General features: G+C 67.7%; 15 protein-coding genes. 10 read left to right on the forward strand and 5 right to left on the reverse strand.

Annotated elements, in window-relative coordinates:
- Positions 1-4: 4 nt before the first annotated feature.
- From SNOV_RS10565 to SNOV_RS10575, 3 genes are all read left to right on the forward strand, one after another.
- Positions 5-1,144: a TRAP transporter substrate-binding protein gene (locus SNOV_RS10565; protein WP_013166916.1), complete on the forward strand. Its 1,140-nt coding sequence runs from the start codon at positions 5-7 to the stop codon at positions 1,142-1,144.
- 161 nt (positions 1,145-1,305) lie between these two features.
- Positions 1,306-1,932 (forward strand): TRAP transporter small permease subunit, encoded by a 627-nt coding sequence (locus SNOV_RS10570; RefSeq protein ID WP_013166917.1) that lies wholly within the window; start codon positions 1,306-1,308, stop codon positions 1,930-1,932.
- A complete protein-coding gene (locus tag SNOV_RS10575; RefSeq protein ID WP_013166918.1) occupies positions 1,932-3,260 on the forward strand; it encodes a TRAP transporter large permease in 1,329 nt (442 codons plus the stop codon). Before SNOV_RS10570 ends, SNOV_RS10575 begins: the two co-directional genes overlap by 1 nt.
- Before the next feature lie 72 nt (positions 3,261-3,332).
- Here the strand turns inward: SNOV_RS10575 and SNOV_RS10580 are convergent, their stop codons facing one another.
- Entirely contained in the window at positions 3,333-4,808 is a 1,476-nt protein-coding gene (locus tag SNOV_RS10580; RefSeq protein ID WP_013166919.1) for an ATP-binding protein, read from the reverse strand.
- A 127-nt stretch (positions 4,809-4,935) separates the two neighbouring features.
- On the opposite strand from SNOV_RS10580, the gene SNOV_RS10585 reads away from it, so the two are divergent.
- Positions 4,936-5,397, forward strand: a complete 462-nt coding sequence (locus SNOV_RS10585; RefSeq protein ID WP_013166920.1) for a DUF488 domain-containing protein — start codon at positions 4,936-4,938, stop codon at positions 5,395-5,397.
- A 259-nt stretch (positions 5,398-5,656) separates the two neighbouring features.
- Positions 5,657-6,286 (forward strand): cellulose biosynthesis protein BcsS, encoded by a 630-nt coding sequence (gene bcsS, locus SNOV_RS10590; RefSeq protein WP_041782181.1) that lies wholly within the window; start codon positions 5,657-5,659, stop codon positions 6,284-6,286.
- A 9-nt stretch (positions 6,287-6,295) separates the two neighbouring features.
- On the opposite strand, the gene SNOV_RS10595 is transcribed toward bcsS, so the two are convergent.
- The 3 genes from SNOV_RS10595 to SNOV_RS10605 all read right to left on the reverse strand — a co-directional run bounded on the left by SNOV_RS10595 (position 6,296) and on the right by SNOV_RS10605 (position 8,039).
- Positions 6,296-6,949 carry a nucleotidyltransferase family protein gene (locus tag SNOV_RS10595; RefSeq protein ID WP_417872109.1) on the reverse strand — a complete coding sequence of 218 codons (654 nt, stop codon included), beginning with the start codon at positions 6,947-6,949 and terminating at the stop codon, positions 6,296-6,298.
- 64 nt (positions 6,950-7,013) lie between these two features.
- Positions 7,014-7,715: an XdhC family protein gene (locus SNOV_RS10600; RefSeq protein ID WP_013166923.1), complete on the reverse strand. Its 702-nt coding sequence runs from the start codon at positions 7,713-7,715 to the stop codon at positions 7,014-7,016.
- Positions 7,716-8,039, reverse strand: coding sequence for an XdhC family protein (locus SNOV_RS10605; protein WP_013166924.1), 324 nt, complete (start codon positions 8,037-8,039; stop codon positions 7,716-7,718).
- A gap of 92 nt (positions 8,040-8,131) precedes the next feature.
- Between SNOV_RS10605 and SNOV_RS10610 the strand changes: the two genes are divergently transcribed.
- Positions 8,132-9,289 (forward strand): lysine-2,3-aminomutase-like protein, encoded by a 1,158-nt coding sequence (locus tag SNOV_RS10610; RefSeq protein ID WP_013166925.1) that lies wholly within the window; start codon positions 8,132-8,134, stop codon positions 9,287-9,289.
- Positions 9,290-9,303: 14 nt separating this feature from the next.
- The gene (locus SNOV_RS10615) at positions 9,304-10,473 is read left to right on the forward strand and encodes a BaiN/RdsA family NAD(P)/FAD-dependent oxidoreductase (RefSeq protein ID WP_013166926.1); all 1,170 of its coding nucleotides are present in this window, start codon (positions 9,304-9,306) and stop codon (positions 10,471-10,473) included.
- 267 nt (positions 10,474-10,740) lie between these two features.
- Here SNOV_RS10615 and SNOV_RS10620 read toward each other — a convergent pair whose 3' ends face one another.
- Complete coding sequence (locus SNOV_RS10620) at positions 10,741-11,259, reverse strand: flavin reductase (RefSeq protein ID WP_013166928.1); 519 nt, start codon at positions 11,257-11,259, stop codon at positions 10,741-10,743.
- Between the two features lie 386 nt (positions 11,260-11,645).
- Between SNOV_RS10620 and SNOV_RS10625 the strand changes: the two genes are divergently transcribed.
- Genes SNOV_RS10625 through SNOV_RS10635 form a run of 3 tightly spaced genes read left to right on the forward strand, consistent with a single transcriptional unit; the run spans position 11,646 to position 14,988 of the window.
- Complete coding sequence (locus SNOV_RS10625; RefSeq protein ID WP_013166929.1) at positions 11,646-12,563, forward strand: branched-chain amino acid ABC transporter permease; 918 nt, start codon at positions 11,646-11,648, stop codon at positions 12,561-12,563.
- Between the two features lie 11 nt (positions 12,564-12,574).
- A complete protein-coding gene (gene livM, locus SNOV_RS10630; RefSeq protein ID WP_013166930.1) occupies positions 12,575-14,020 on the forward strand; it encodes a high-affinity branched-chain amino acid ABC transporter permease LivM in 1,446 nt (481 codons plus the stop codon).
- Positions 14,020-14,988: an ABC transporter ATP-binding protein gene (locus SNOV_RS10635; protein WP_013166931.1), complete on the forward strand. Its 969-nt coding sequence runs from the start codon at positions 14,020-14,022 to the stop codon at positions 14,986-14,988. Before livM ends, SNOV_RS10635 begins: the two co-directional genes overlap by 1 nt.
- Positions 14,989-15,014 lie beyond the last annotated feature (26 nt).

Genomic DNA, 15,014 nt, shown 5'->3' on the forward strand with positions numbered 1-15,014 from the left:
GCCCATGACCGAAACGTCAGGGAAGAGCACGGACGCGCATCACGACGTCCGCACCAGCCGCCGCCGCTTCATTGCCACCGCCGCGGCCGTTGCCGGCGCAACCGCCGTTGCCGCGCCCGCCGTGCATGCGCAGGCGCCGATCAAGCTGAAATTCCAGTCGACCTGGCCGAACAAGGACATCTTCCACGAGTTCGCCGGCGACTACGTCAAGCGCGTCAACGCCATGACCGGCGGGCGCGTCGAACTCGAGCTGCTGCCCGCCGGCTCGGTGGTGCCCGCCTTCCAAATGGCCGACGCGGTATCGTCGGGCATTCTCGACGGCGGCCATGGCGTCGCCGCCTACTGGTACGGCAAGAACAAGGCCTTCTCGCTGTTCGGCACCGCCCCGGCCTTCGGCTGGGACGCCGACGAGCTTCTCGGCTGGATCCGCTATGGCGGTGGCCAGGAGCTCTATGACGACCTCATCACCAACGTGCTGAAGCTCAATCTCGTCGGCATGCTCTACGGGCCGATGCCGACCCAGCCGCTCGGCTGGTTCAAGAAGGAGATCACCAGCGCGGACGACTTCAAGGGGCTGAAGTACCGCACGGTCGGTCTCGGCGCGGACCTGAACAAGGAGCTCGGCGCGGCCGTCACCATCATCGCCGGCGGCGAGATCGTGCCCGCCATCGACCGCGGCCTGCTGGACGGCGCCGAGTTCAACAACCCGTCCTCCGACCTCGTGCTCGGCTTCCCGGACGTCTCGAAGATCTACATGCTCCAGAGCTACCATCAGGCGCTGGAGTGCTTCGAGATCCTGTTCAACAAGAACAAGTTCCAGGGCCTGCCGCAGGACGTGCAGGCGATCCTCAAGTCGGCCGCCGATGCCTCCTCCTCCGACATGATGTGGAAGGCGCAGGACCGCTACTCGAAGGATCTCGAGGCCATCAAGGCGCGCGGCGTGAAGGTGCTGCCCACCCCGAAGCCGGTCCTCGACGCTCAGCTGGCGGCCTGGGACAAGGTGATCGCCAACCTGTCCGCCGACCCGTTCTTCAAGAAGGTGATCGACAGCCAGAAGGCCTGGGCGCAGCGCGTCGTCGGCTTCCGCCTCCAGTACGAGGCGGATTCGAAGACCGCCTACGACCATTTCTTCGGCAAGGCGTGATCGCAGCCTGACAAGCGTCATCCCGGACGGCCGCAAGGCCGATCCGGGATCGTCGGCCGCATCGTTCTGTATCCGGTACATGATCCCGGCTCTGCGCGGGCCTGTCACCCGCTCCGGCCGGGATGACGTGTCTTATAGACCCTCTTCCGAGGCTATTTCCCATGCAATCCGTCCTGCTCGGCGTAGACCGGCTGAACGCCTTCATTGGCAAGCTATTCGCCTGGTGCATCGTCATCCTCACGCTGGCCATCAGCTATGAGGTCTTCCGGCGCTACGTGCTCCACGACCCGACCACCTGGGCCTATGACGTCAGCCTGATGCTGTACGGCGCCCTGTTCATGATGGCCGGGGCCTACACGCTCTCGCGCAACGGCCATGTGCGCGGCGACTTCATCTACCGCAAATGGGCGCCGGCGACGCAGGCCAAGGTCGACCTGGTTCTCTACTTCCTGTTCTACTTCCCCGGCATCCTGGCGCTGATCTATTCCGGCTGGAACTATTTCTATCTCTCCTACCTGCTCAACGAGCATTCCTCCTTCAGCCCGGAAGGCCCGGTGATCTGGCCGTTCAAGGCGCTGATCCCCATCACCGGCGTGATGATGCTCCTGCAGGGCGTGGTCGAAGTGGTGCGCTGTGTCATCTGCATCCGCACCGGTGACTGGCCGCAGCGCCTGCACGACGTGGAGGAGATGGAGAAGATCATCCTCGATGAGGCCGCCAGCAAGGACAATCCGGAAGAGGTGCTCAATGTGATCGAGCGCGACTCCACCACCCGAGGGTCTCTGTGATGTTTCTTTCCGATCCCGCCCTCGGCATCCTGATGCTGGTGCTGTTCCTTGTCTTCCTGATGCTCGGATTCCCGATCGCCTTCACGCTGATGGCGCTCGGTGTCGGCTTCGGCTACTTCACGCAAGGCGACAGCATCTTCCAGCTTTTCGTGCAGCGCACCTATTCGGTGATGTCGAACGACGTGTTGATCTCGATCCCGCTGTTCCTGTTCATGGGCTACGTGATCGAGCGCGCCAACATCCTCGATCGGCTGTTCCGCTCCATCCAGCTCGCCGCCGGCTGGCTGCCCGGCTCGCTCGCCGTGGCGACGCTCATCACCTGCGCGCTATTCGCCACCGCCACCGGCATCGTCGGCGCGGTGGTCACGCTGATGGGCCTGCTCGCCTTCCCGGCCATGCTGCGTGCCGGCTACGATACCCGCATCGCCTCGGGCGTGGTCTGCGCCGGCGGCTGCCTGGGCATCCTCATTCCACCCAGCGTGATGCTCATCCTCTACGGCGCCACCGCCGGCGTCTCGGTGGTGAAGCTTTACGCCGCCGCCTTCATCCCGGGCCTCGCTTTGGCGGGCATGTACATTCTCTACGTCATCGTCCGGGTGATGATGAATCCCTCGCTCGCCCCCAAGCTGCCGGCCGAGGAACGCAACGTCCCTGCCCTCACCATCATCTTAGCGCTGCTGACCTCCTTCTTCCCGCTGGTGACTCTGATCGTCGCGGTGCTGGGCTGTATCATCTTCGGCCTCGCCACCCCCTCGGAGGCGGCCGCCATCGGCGCCCTGGGCGCGGTGCTACTGGCGCTGGCCTATCGCTCATTCAGCCTCGACAAGATGAAGGACTCGGTGTTCCTCACCGCCCGCGCCTCGGCGATGGTGTGCTGGCTGTTCGTCGGCTCGGCGGTGTTCTCCGCCGTCTTCGCCCTGCTCGGCGGACAGCGGGTGGTCGAAGAGTTCATCATGGGGCTGAACCTCGGCCCGGTCGGCTTCCTGATCCTGACCCAGATCATCATCTTCGTGCTGGGCTGGCCGCTGGAATGGACGGAGATCATCGTCATCTTCCTGCCGATCTTCCTGCCGCTGCTCGACCATTTCGGCATCGACCCGATCTTCTTCGGGGTGCTGGTGGCGCTGAACCTGCAGACCTCGTTCCTGTCGCCACCCGTGGCGATGGCGCCATTCTACTTGAAAGGCGTGGCACCGAAGCACGTCTCCATCGACGAGATATTCTCCGGCGTGATGCCCTTCATCTTCATCGTCGTCTTCGCGATGATACTGCTCTACACATGGCCAGGTTTCGCGCTCTGGCTGCCGAGCTACCTCTACGGCGGCTGACCGCGCACAGCGCCACGACAAACGCAAACGGGCCCGAAAGGGCCCGTTCTGCTTTGTGGCGGATGGGAATGATCAGGCGGTGAGCGCCTTGGGATCGCCCGGCGCGGTCTTCCAGCCGAGCGCGGGGAAGCGCACCACGCGCCGCCCGCGGAAATCGGCCTCGCAGACGAGGTGCCCGCGCTCCTCCATATAAGTCAGCAGCCAGCGCCCGCGCGAGGGCGAGCGGCTGCCATAGGCGCGCGCCAGTGCCTCGTCGGCCGGGGAAGGCGCGCCCTCCATGCCGGCGCGGGCGAGCAACAGGAACACGCCCTGCATCTCGTCCGGCAGGCCGGCCGCCTGCTCCACCGCGCGCTGCCAGCCCTCGTCCTCCGACCGGGCGTCGAGCCCGGCGCGGGCGATGGCGAGGCGGCGGGTGAAGTCCGAGAGGTCCGGCACCTTCGAGCCTACCCGCCGCACACGGCAATGCACCAGGAAATCGGGGTAGAGCGATGCGGCGGAGCGGAACGGCGCGTCACCGTCCGAGACGAACTGGCGCACGATCTCCTCGATCAGCGCCTCGCGCTCGGCCTCGAAGGCCGCGGCGACCTCCGGATCGACCGGCGCGGCCGCCATCTCCGGCGCGTCCTCCAGCGTCTCCAGCACCTCGTCCAGCGCCCGCGGCCGCGGACGCGGCGGCGGGGCGGGCAGCGGCTCGCCACCGAGATCGTCGAAGATCAGGTCCTGTATCTCGGCGGTGCCGAGCTCCGGCGGCGGCAACAGCGAGGGCCGGCCGTTGCGGCTGGCGGTGGTGACATCGCCGATCTTCACCGGCAGCGGCCGGCGCGACAATGCCGGACCGAGCGCCACGAAGGAGCCGGTGTTGAGATCGCGGAAACTCTCCGCCTGCCGCTTTTCCATGCCGAGGAGGTCGGCCGCGCGGGCCATGTCGATGTCGAGGAAGGTACGGCCCATCAGGAAGTTGGAGGCTTCCGCCGCCACGTTCTTGGCGAGCTTGGCGAGGCGCTGGGTGGCGATGACGCCAGCGAGCCCGCGCTTGCGGCCGCGGCACATCAGATTGGTCATGGCCGAGAGCGAGACCCGCCGCGCCTCGTCCGAAATCTCGCCGGCGCCCGAAGGCGCGAAGAGCTGCGCCTCGTCAACGATGACCAGCATCGGGAACCAGTATTCGCGATCGGCGTCGAACAGGCCGTTCAGGAGGGCCGCGGCCGAGCGCATCTGCGCGTCGGCGTCGAGCCCTTCGAGATTGAAAACCACCGAGGCCCGATGCTTGCGGATGCGGGCGGCGATGCGCCCGATCTCGCCGGCGGTGCGCTCGGCGTCGATCACCACATGGCCGTAGCGCTCGGCGAGGCCGACGAAATCGCCTTCCGGGTCGATGATCGCCTGCTGCACATGGCCGGCGCTCTGCTCCAGCAGGCGGCGCAGGAGATGCGACTTGCCGGAGCCGGAATTGCCCTGCACCAGCAGGCGCGTCGACAGGAGCTCCTCCAGGTCGAGCCGCACCGGCTGGCCGGCGTTGCTGCTCCCGAGCTCGATACCGATCTTCATGCTGCCTTCAAATCCCGCGTTCGGCCCTGACTAGCACGCGCGCGCGAGCCGCTCAGGGAGTTGACCGTAGAACTCCACAGATTCGGAGCGGCTCGACAAGGGCGCGCGGCATGTCCATCTTGCCCGCATGGCAAAACACCCGCCCCTCTTCACCATCGGCTACGAGCAGGTCTCCTCCGCCGCCGTGCTCGACACGCTGAGCGCGGCGGGAGTCGATCTGCTGGTCGACGTGCGGGCGGTGGCCGCCTCGCGCCGGGCGGGCTTCTCCAAGAGCCTGCTGGCGGCCGGCGTGTCCGAGCGCGGCATCGGTTACCTGCATCTGCGCGGCCTCGGCACGCCGACGGAGGGCCGGCAGGCGGCGCGCAGTGGTCACCATGACGAGCTGTGGCGCATCTACGGCGCGCATCTCGCCACCCCGACCGCGCAGGAGCAGCTCGACGAACTGACCGCGCTGGTGAAGGCCGGCCGGCGCGTCTGCCTGCTGTGCTATGAGCGCCATCCCGAGCACTGCCACCGGCAGATGATCGCCGATCTCATCTGCGAGCGCGTCGGGGTCAGAGCCGAGCACCTCGCCGCTCCGCCGGTGTAACGCCGCCTGCGACATAATATCGCATTCCCTGTGCGCGAATCATCTTCGTCGTTCAATCGAAGATTGATTGAGCGCGATCGCTCCCGATGCTCGTATCGGTTGCACGGTAATTTAATCCGGCAACTCTCAAACCCCGAGCGCGGCGATGATTCCTTCGCCAGTGCATGGCTGCGCATGCCTTCTGGCAGCGGCCGCGTTCCCTGCCTGCCTCGGTCTCGCCGGGGCGGAGGAGGCGCCGTCGAATCAGCTCGAGGACAGGTTGTATTTCTACTCCGGCATCGATGTCGCCCGCGACAATGCCTATGGCTGGGGTGGCATGGCCTGGGCGCCCTTCGCGCCAATGGACAAGGAAGGGCTGCGCGTGCGCACCCAGACCGGCGGCGGGCGCTACGAGTACCGCACCCAGGCCGTGCCCGGCGGATGGAACATCGGCAACAAGATGGAGGGCGAGCTGCTGGTCGGCTGGCAGCTCATCCGCGGCCGGCATGCTCTGGCGATCTATGGCGGCGTCAACGTCGTCGACAACCGGCTCGACCGGCCCGATCCCGGCAATCGCGACCAGGGCACGCAATTTGGCGCCAAGGCAGTGGCGGAATGGTTCTACCGGCTGGACGAGCGCTGGGTGCTGACCGCCGCGCTCGGCGGCTCCACCGCCGATGGCACCGTCACCGGCCGCGCCACCGCCGGCTGGCAGGCCTTTGACTGGCTCGATGTGGGCATGGAAGTTGGCGCCACCACGGACTGGCTGGACGAGAGCGCCCGGATCGGCCTGTTCATCGCCACGCCACTGGCAGCCGGGCGTGAGCTGCGCGTGGCCGGCGGCTGGCGCTGGAGCAGCGACAGCAACGACAGCCCCTATGGCACGCTATCGATCTTCCTGCCGTTCTGACCGACGCGCTTACGCGTCCTCAGCCTTCATCCCATCCAGCGCCGCGCGGGCGTCGACATCGGCGCGTTCGGCGATCTCGTGGATCTCCAGCGCCTCCAGATCGTCGCGGGTGTCGATGTCGAGGAACGCCCCCTCGCCTTCGACCGGCACTTCGGCGACCAGTTCGGGCTCGTCAGTGATAAGTGCGCGCGCGCCAACATCGCCCTCGATTGCCATCAGCGCCGGGAACAGAAGCCGCGCCCAGGCGACCGGATTGCCACGCCGCGGTTGAACCGTCCCTTGCGCCACCGGCACGGCGATCAGCCGGCCGGCTGCCGGGTCGATGGCCGCGGCGAGCCGATCGATCAGCGCCGGCTCGACCTTGGGCATGTCGCCGAGCAGTACCACCGCGCGGTCGGCCTCCTCCGGCACGGCCGCGATGCCGGCTTTCAGCGACGTCGAAAGCCCTTCAGCGAAATCGGGATTGTCGACGAAGACGACATCGAGGACGGCCAACGCCGCGCGCACCTTCTCGCCCTCATGGCCGGTGACGACGATGACTGGCCGCGCCTGTGACGCCAGCGCAGCCGTCACCGCCCGCCTCACCAGCGGCTCGCCATTTAGCGGCGCGGTGAGCTTATGCGCGTACGGCATGCGCGTGCCCCGCCCGGCCGCCAGCACCACGGCGGCGGCGCGGCCGACGCTCGGCGCGCCCTCGCCTGGCTGTTGAGAAGCAGTGTTCTCCATCTTAAGCAGCGCGCTCGCGCGCGGCGGGGCGGCGGCGCAGCTCGGCGATCACCTCGGCGAGGATGGAGACGGCGATCTCCGCCGGGCTCGCCGCGCCGATGTCGAGACCGATCGGCGCGTGGATCGTAGCAAGCGCCTCGCGTGAGAGCCCTCCCGCCGCCAGCCGTTCCAGCCTTGCGCCATGCGTCTTTCGCGAGCCGAGGGCGCCGACATAGAAGCAGCTCGCCGCCAGCGCCTCCGCCAGCGCCGGATCGTCGATCTTCGGATCGTGGGTCAGCGCGGCGACGGCGGTGAACGGGTCGAGCCCGATCTTCGGCAGCGCCACGTCCGGCCATTCGGCGCGAAGGTCGACGCCGGGAAAGCGTTCGGGCGTGGCGAAGGCAGTGCGCGGGTCGACGACGATCACGTCGAAACCGGCCGCGCTCGCCATCGGCGCCAACGCCTGCGAGACATGCACCGCCCCGGTGATGACGAGACGCGGCGCCGGCACCTCGACGGTGAGGAAGACCCGCTCATTGCCGGTCTCGACCAGCCGGCTGCGGCCCGTGCGCAGCGCCTCGCCGAGCGCCTCCGCCAGCGGGTCGGCCGCGATCTCGGCGGATTTCACCAGCCGCTGCCGGCCGCTGCCAAGCTCGGTGACGAGGATGGCGGCACGGCGGGCGGCGTGCTCGGCGTTCAGCGCTTCGAGGATAGCGAGCTGCATTCAGGCGACCTTCTCGACATAGACGGCGATGCGGCCGCCGCAGGAAAGGCCGACATTCCACGCGGTCTCGTCGGTGACACCGAATTCGAGCAGACGCGGCTGGCCGTCGGCGATCACCTCCGCGGCCTCGGCCACGACGGCGCCCTCGACGCAGCCACCGGAGACCGAGCCGAGGAAGTTGCCCTCCTCGTCTATGGCAAGGTGGCTGCCCACCGGGCGCGGGGCCGAACCCCAGGTCTCGACCACGGTGGCGACGGCAACGCCGCGCCCCTCGCGCCGCCAGCTCGCCGCGGCGGCCAGCACGTCATCCTCGCGCGTGAACATTCGGCGCCTCCTCGTCACATCGCATGGAGCATGGGCCACCATAGCGCAGCCCCGCCTTGCCGGCGCGGCAGGAACGTATCACAAAGCCGCGCATGAACCGCCCGCTCCGCTCGTCCGCGCCCCTCGCGAAGCTTCCCCGCACCCTGCGCCGCCTCGACGAACTCGTTGAGGCTAGCCTCGTTGCGCCCGATCCGCGCCTCGACGCGGTCGCCGCGCGCTATGCCGTCGCCGTCACGCCGACGCTTGCCGGCCTGATCGATCCAGCCGACCCGGCCGATCCGATCGCCCGGCAATTCGTGCCCGATGCGCGTGAAATTGAGACGCTGCCGGAAGAACTTGAGGACCCGATCGGGGACGAGGCGCACAGCCCGGTGGCGGGCATCGTCCACCGCTATCCCGACCGCGTGCTGCTGAAGCTAGTCGGCGTCTGCGCCGTCTATTGCCGTTTCTGCTTTCGCCGCGAGATGGTCGGGCCGGGCGCCGAGACGAGCCTGTCGGAGGAGGCGCTGGAGGCGGCGCTGGCCTATGTCGCGGCGCATCCCGAGGTCTGGGAAGTGGTCGTCACCGGCGGCGATCCGCTCGTCGCCGCGCCCCGCCGGCTCGCCGATCTGATGCGCCGCCTCGCCGCCATCGACCATGTGAAAATCGTGCGTTTCCATACGCGTGTGCCGATTGCTTCACCTGAGCGCGTAACGCCGGCGCTGGTCGATTCTCTCCGCGCGGCGGGGCTGACGACCTATGCCGCCGTCCACGCCAACCACGCCCGCGAGCTCGGTCCCGAAGCCCGCGCCGCGCTGGCGCGGCTGGCCGATGCCGGCATCGCTCTGGTCGGTCAGAGCGTGCTGCTGGCCGGGGTAAACGACGACGCCGACACGCTTTCTGCCCTGTTCCGGGCACTCGTCGAGAACCGGGTAAAGCCCTATTATCTGCACCATCCCGACCTCGCGCCGGGCACGGCGCATTTCCGCCTGACCATAGAGCGCGGGCAGGAGCTGATGCGGGCTTTGCGCGGGCGCGTCTCCGGCCTTGCCATCCCGACCTATGTGCTTGATATCCCCGGAGGTTTCGGCAAGGTGCCGGTCGGGCCGGGCTATCTGGAGCCGACGCCGGAAGGCTGGCGCGTCACCGATTATTGCGGCGGCGTGCATGCCTATGGCGAGGCCGTCGCCGGGTATCCTGCTGGTGGCGAAAATGGTGACATTTTGCCCGCCACCGGTGGCAATGCCGCTGCCACTGGTGACATGGGGTGACATCCGCCGCACGCATGGACGTCGTCGTCATCGGCGCTGGCGCGGCCGGGATGATGTGCGCCATCGAGGCCGGCCGGCGCGGGCGGCGAGTCGTCGTCATCGACCATGCCCGCGCGCCGGGCGAGAAGATCCGCATCTCCGGCGGCGGGCGCTGCAACTTCACCAATCGCGATGCCGGCCCGCGCAACTTCCTCACCAGTAATCCGGGGTTCCCGATCTCGGCGCTGAAGCGCTTCAGCGCGCAGGACTTCATCCGCCGGATCGAGGCGCGGGGCATCGCGTATCACGAGAAGACGCTGGGCCAGTTGTTCTGCGACGGCTCCTCGCGGCAGGTGGTCGACATGCTCACCGAGGGCTTGCGCGAGGCCGGCGCCGAGCTGCGCCTCGCCACTTCCGTCATCGGCATCGACAGAACCGCGGACGGATTCGAACTCGCGACCACGAACGGCGCCCTCGCCTGCTCCTCGCTGGTCATTGCCACCGGCGGAAAGTCGATCCCGAAGATGGGCGCCACCGGCTTCGGCTACGAGATCGCCGAACGGTTCGGGCTCAAGGTGCAGCCGACCCGTCCCGGCCTCGTGCCGCTGACGCTGGAGCCCGGCCTGCTCACACGGCTCGCCCCGCTCGCCGGCGTCTCGGTCGAGGCCCGCGTGCGCCACGGCAAGACCAGCTTCGATGAGGGGCTGCTCTTCACCCATCGCGGCCTGTCGGGTCCGGCGATCCTGCAGATCTCCTCCTATTGGCGCGAGGGCGAGGAGATCGAGATCGCCATGGCGCCGGGCACCGACGTCTTCGCCCAGTTGCGCGCCGCCCGCGCCGCCAATGGCCGGCAGGCGCCGAGCACATTGCTCGCCGGCATCCTGCCGAAGCGGCTGGCGCAGGCCATCGCCGAGCAGGAGGCCGATGGGAGGAACCTCGCGGACCTCTCCGACAAGGCGCTGCGGCGCATCGAGGCGGCGGTGAATGGCTGGCGCATAAAGCCTGTGGGGTCCGAGGGCTACCGCACGGCGGAAGTCACGCTCGGCGGCGTCGACACGACCGGACTCGATTCGCGCAGCATGCAGGCGCGCGACGTGCCCGGTCTCTATTTCATCGGCGAGGTCGTCGACGTCACCGGCTGGCTCGGCGGCTACAACTTCCAGTGGGCATGGTCGTCCGGCTGGGCCGCGGGACAGGCGGTCTAGTCCCGGGACAACACTTCTTCCCTCATGGCCGGGCTTGACCCGGCCACCCAGGGGACCGGGTGCAGGCGGAAAGGCTGGGTCCCCGGGTCAAGCCCGGGGATGAGGGCGAATTTGTTGGGAAGTTCATCCTCTTCCATCGCCCCCTCACCGTCATCCCGGCCGGAGCGCCGCAGGCGCGCAGAGCCGGGATCGCTCTCCGTTCTGCACACGATCCCGGATCGGCCTTCGGCCGTCCGGGGTGACGGCTGAATCTCCCGCGGGAACGCCCTACACCACCTTATAGCCCCGCCCGACATAGGCGAGCTTCTCGCGGTCCGGGCCGAGCGTCACCGCCTCGACGCGGCCGACCAGCACGTCATGGGTGGCGATGGTGCGGCTCTCGATCAGCGCGCATTCGAACACGGCGACGGCACCTTCCAGGCACGGCACGCCCAGCGTGCCCTCGCGCCAGTGGCCGACCGAGAAACGCTGCTCGCCGGCGAGCGACAGCCGGCCGCCGAAGCTCTCCGCCACCGCCTGCTGCTCGCCGCTGAGCAGGTTCACCGCGAAGCTGCCGGACTGGCGGAAGGCGCCAGCGGAACGGATGCGGCGGTTGAGGCAGACCAGCAGGGTCGGCGGGCTGTCCGATACCGAGGCGACCGCCGTGGCAGTGAAGCCGGCACGCCCGGCCGGGCCCTGCGTCGTCACCACATGGACCGCCGCGACCAGCCGGCTCATCGCCTCGCGATAGAGGCCCGGCTCGACCAGCCGCTCCACCCCGTGTGCCCTCACCTCGTCCAAGATCACCTCGTCGTCCTGCCGCGCCGGCGCGCTTCTCCGACCGGGAGGCGCGGGCTCTTGTGCATAACTCGCTCAGGCGGAATTTGGAAACGGCGCCGCTACGGCAGCTTCGATGGCCAAACTGTGACGAAAAGGTGAAGGCCGGCGACGAGCGCGTTGCATGCAGCACGCGGATAAACGTCTGACGTGCAAGGGATTTCGGCATTTTGGTATTTTGATACCTTGGTATCACGTCTTTCGATCGATTGCATTTCGTCTTTCGATCGAATTGTATCGGAGCGCGGACAACGCTAAGAGTCAGAGACGCACATGTTCAGGGCACGAACAGAATATATGCAAAAGCCCGACGCGCGCGTCTTCCGCACAACGGCTGAGGGGAGCCGGACGAAAGCATGGAAATCTTTGTTCAGCAGCTCATCAACGGGCTGACGCTCGGCTCTATCTATGGGCTGATCGCCATCGGCTATACGATGGTCTTCGGCATCATCGGCATGGTGAACTTCGCCCATGGCGACGTGTTCATGGTCTCGGCCTTCATCGCCCTGATCTGCTTCCTTCTGCTCACCACGGTACTTGGAATCACCTCGATCTTCCTGGCGCTCGCCATCGTGCTGGTCGTGGCGATGTTCTTCACCTCGCTGCTGAGCTGGGCGATCGAGCGGGTGGCCTACCGGCCCTTGCGCGGCTCCTTCCGCCTGGCGCCGATGATCTCGGCGATCGGCATGTCGATCCTGCTCGCCAATTTCGTCCAGGTCTCCCAGGGCCCGCGCAACAAGCCGATCCCGCCGATGATCACCGACGTGATCACGCTGATGGACAGCGGCACCTACCAGGTCACGCTGGCCTGGAAGCAGATCATCATCATGGTGATCACCTCGGCGCTGCTGGCCGGCTTCTGGTATCTGGTGCAGAAGACCTCGCTCGGCCGGGCGCAGCGCGCCTGCGAGCAGGACCGCAAGATGGCGGCGCTGCTCGGCATCAATGTCGACCACACCATCTCGCTGACCTTCGTCATCGGCGCCGCGCTCGCCGCCGTCGCCGGCGTGATGTACCTCATGTATTACGGCGTCGCGAACTTCGCCGACGGCTTCGTGCCGGGCGTGAAGGCCTTCACCGCGGCGGTGCTGGGCGGCATCGGCTCGCTGCCGGGCGCGGTGCTCGGCGGGCTGCTGATCGGCCTGATCGAGACCTTCTGGTCGGCCTATTTCTCCATCGAATACAAGGACGTGGCGGCGTTCTCGATCCTCGCCATCACGCTCATCTTCATGCCGCAGGGCCTGCTCGGCCGGCCCGAGGTCGAGAAGGTCTGAGGTCGCACGTCATGGCTGTTCAGACCGCCGAATCCGCCTCCTCTGCGGCCCGCGCCTCCGAGGCCGGCTCGGTGATGGCTCATGCCCTCAAGGATGCCTTTATCACCGGCCTCATCGCCCTCGGCCTGTTCGGGCCGCTGATCGGCTTCGAGACCATCATCATCGACGGCGCGCTCGGGCTCGGCTACCGGCCGGGACTGCTCGCCATCATGGTCGGCATCATCTTCGCCGGCCGCCTGCTGCTCAACCTCACCGTCTGGTCGCCGAACCGGCAGGTGAAGACGCGCAGCGGGCCGACCGTGTTCGACCGCGCCGGCACCCTCGTGGCCCCGGCGTTGAGGCCGGCGCTGTTCGGCTTCGCCATCCTGTTCCCGGCGATCGCCGCCTACGGCATGGGCGGGCTCAGCGAGAGCCGCTACCTCATCGACCTCGGCATCCTCATCCTCACCTATGTGATGCTGGGCTGGGGCCTGAACATCGTGGTCGGCCTCGCCGGCCTGTTGGACCTCGGCTACGTCGCCTTCTACGCAGTCGGCGCCTACACCTATGCCCTTCTCGCCACCTCCGAGCCGGTGAACGCCTTCTTCGGCGGCCTGCTCGGCGAGACCTTCTGGGCCAACTGGGCGTTCTGGATCTGCCTGCCGGTGGCCGGCCTGTTCGCCGGGCTGTGGGGCATGATCCTCGGCTTCCCGGTCCTGCGCCTGCGCGGCGACTATCTCGCCATCGTGACGCTGGCCTTCGGCGAGATCATCCGCCTGGTGCTGATCAACTGGGTCGACTTCACCGGCGGCGGCGCCGGCATCGCCTCGATCCCGCGCGCGACCTTCTTCGGCATCCCGTTCAATTCCGACGAGGACGGCTTCGCGGCGCTGTTCGGGCTCGAATTCGACCCGATGCACCGCATCATCTTCCTCTATTTCGTCATCCTGGCGCTGGCGCTGGTAACCGCCTTCGCCACGGTGCGGCTGCGCAAGCTGCCGGTCGGGCGCGCCTGGGAGGCGCTGCGCGAGGACGAGATCGCCTGCCGCTCGCTCGGCATCAACACCACCAACACCAAGCTGACCGCCTTCGCCACAGGCGCCATGTTCGGCGGCTTCGCCGGCTGCTTCTTCGCCGTGCGCGCCGGCTTCGTCTCGCCGGAGAGCTTCACCTTCGACGTCTCGGCGATGATCCTCGCCATCGTCGTGCTCGGCGGCATGGGCTCGCAGATCGGCGTCGCGCTCGCCGCCACGGTGATGATGGGCGGCATGGAGATGCTGCGCAATCTCGGCTTCCTGAAGCAGATCTTCGGCAACGACTTCGATCCCAGCCTCTACCGCATGCTGATCTTCGGCTTCGCCATGGTCGCCATCATGGTGTGGAAGCCGCGCGGCCTCGTCTCCACCCGCGACCCGACGATCTTCCTGAAGGAGCGCAAGGCGGTGTCGGGCAGCCTCGTGAAGGAGGGCCACGGCTGATGGCGACCTCACCCCAGAATTGGGACGTCGATCCCATCCTTTCGGTCGAACACCTGTTCATGCGCTTCGGCGGCCTGATCGCGGTCAACGACCTGTCCTTCAAGGTCGGGCGCGGCGACATCACCGCGCTGATCGGCCCCAACGGCGCCGGCAAGACCACGGTGTTCAACTGCATCACCGGCTTCTACAAGCCGAGCGAGGGCCGCCTCGTTCTGGCGCATGGCCGTGCGCCGACGGAGGACGAGGTCACCGAGGTCACCCGCATCGGCGAGCGCTCGCTCGCCGTCGCAGGCGCCGGCGTGTACCTGCTGGAGCGCCTGCCCGACTACCGCGTCTCCGGCGAGGCTAAGGTCGCGCGCACCTTCCAGAACATCCGCCTGTTCACCGGCATGACCGTGCTGGAGAACCTGATGGTCGCCCAGCACAACGCGCTGATGGCCGCCTCCGGCTTCTCCATCAAGGGCCTGCTCGGCCTGCCGGGCTGGGCCGCCGCGCAGCGTGCCGCCACCGAGAAGGCCAAGTTCTGGCTCGACAAGGTCAATCTGATGGACCGCGCCGACGATCCCGCCGGCGACCTGCCCTATGGCGCCCAGCGCCGGCTTGAGATCGCCCGCGCCATGTGCTCGGAGCCCATCCTGCTCTGCCTCGACGAGCCGGCCGCCGGCCTCAACCCGCGCGAGAGCCTGGAGCTGAACGCGCTGCTGCGCTCCATCCGCGCCGAGCACGGCACCTCGATCCTCTTGATCGAGCACGACATGAGCGTCGTCATGGAGATATCCGACCACGTCGTCGTGCTCGACTACGGCACCAAGATCGCCGACGGCACGCCCGCGGCGGTGAAGAACGACCCGCGCGTCATCGCCGCCTATCTCGGCGTCGACGAGGACGCAGTGCAGGAGGTCGAGGCCGAGATCCACCAGATCGAAGCCCAGGCCACCGATACTTCCACGACGGGAGCCGGCTCGTGAGCGACACCCTCGCCGCCCCCGCCCCG

Origin of the sequence: Ancylobacter novellus DSM 506 (assembly GCF_000092925.1) — a bacterium.
Lineage (GTDB): Bacteria > Pseudomonadota > Alphaproteobacteria > Rhizobiales > Xanthobacteraceae > Ancylobacter > Ancylobacter novellus.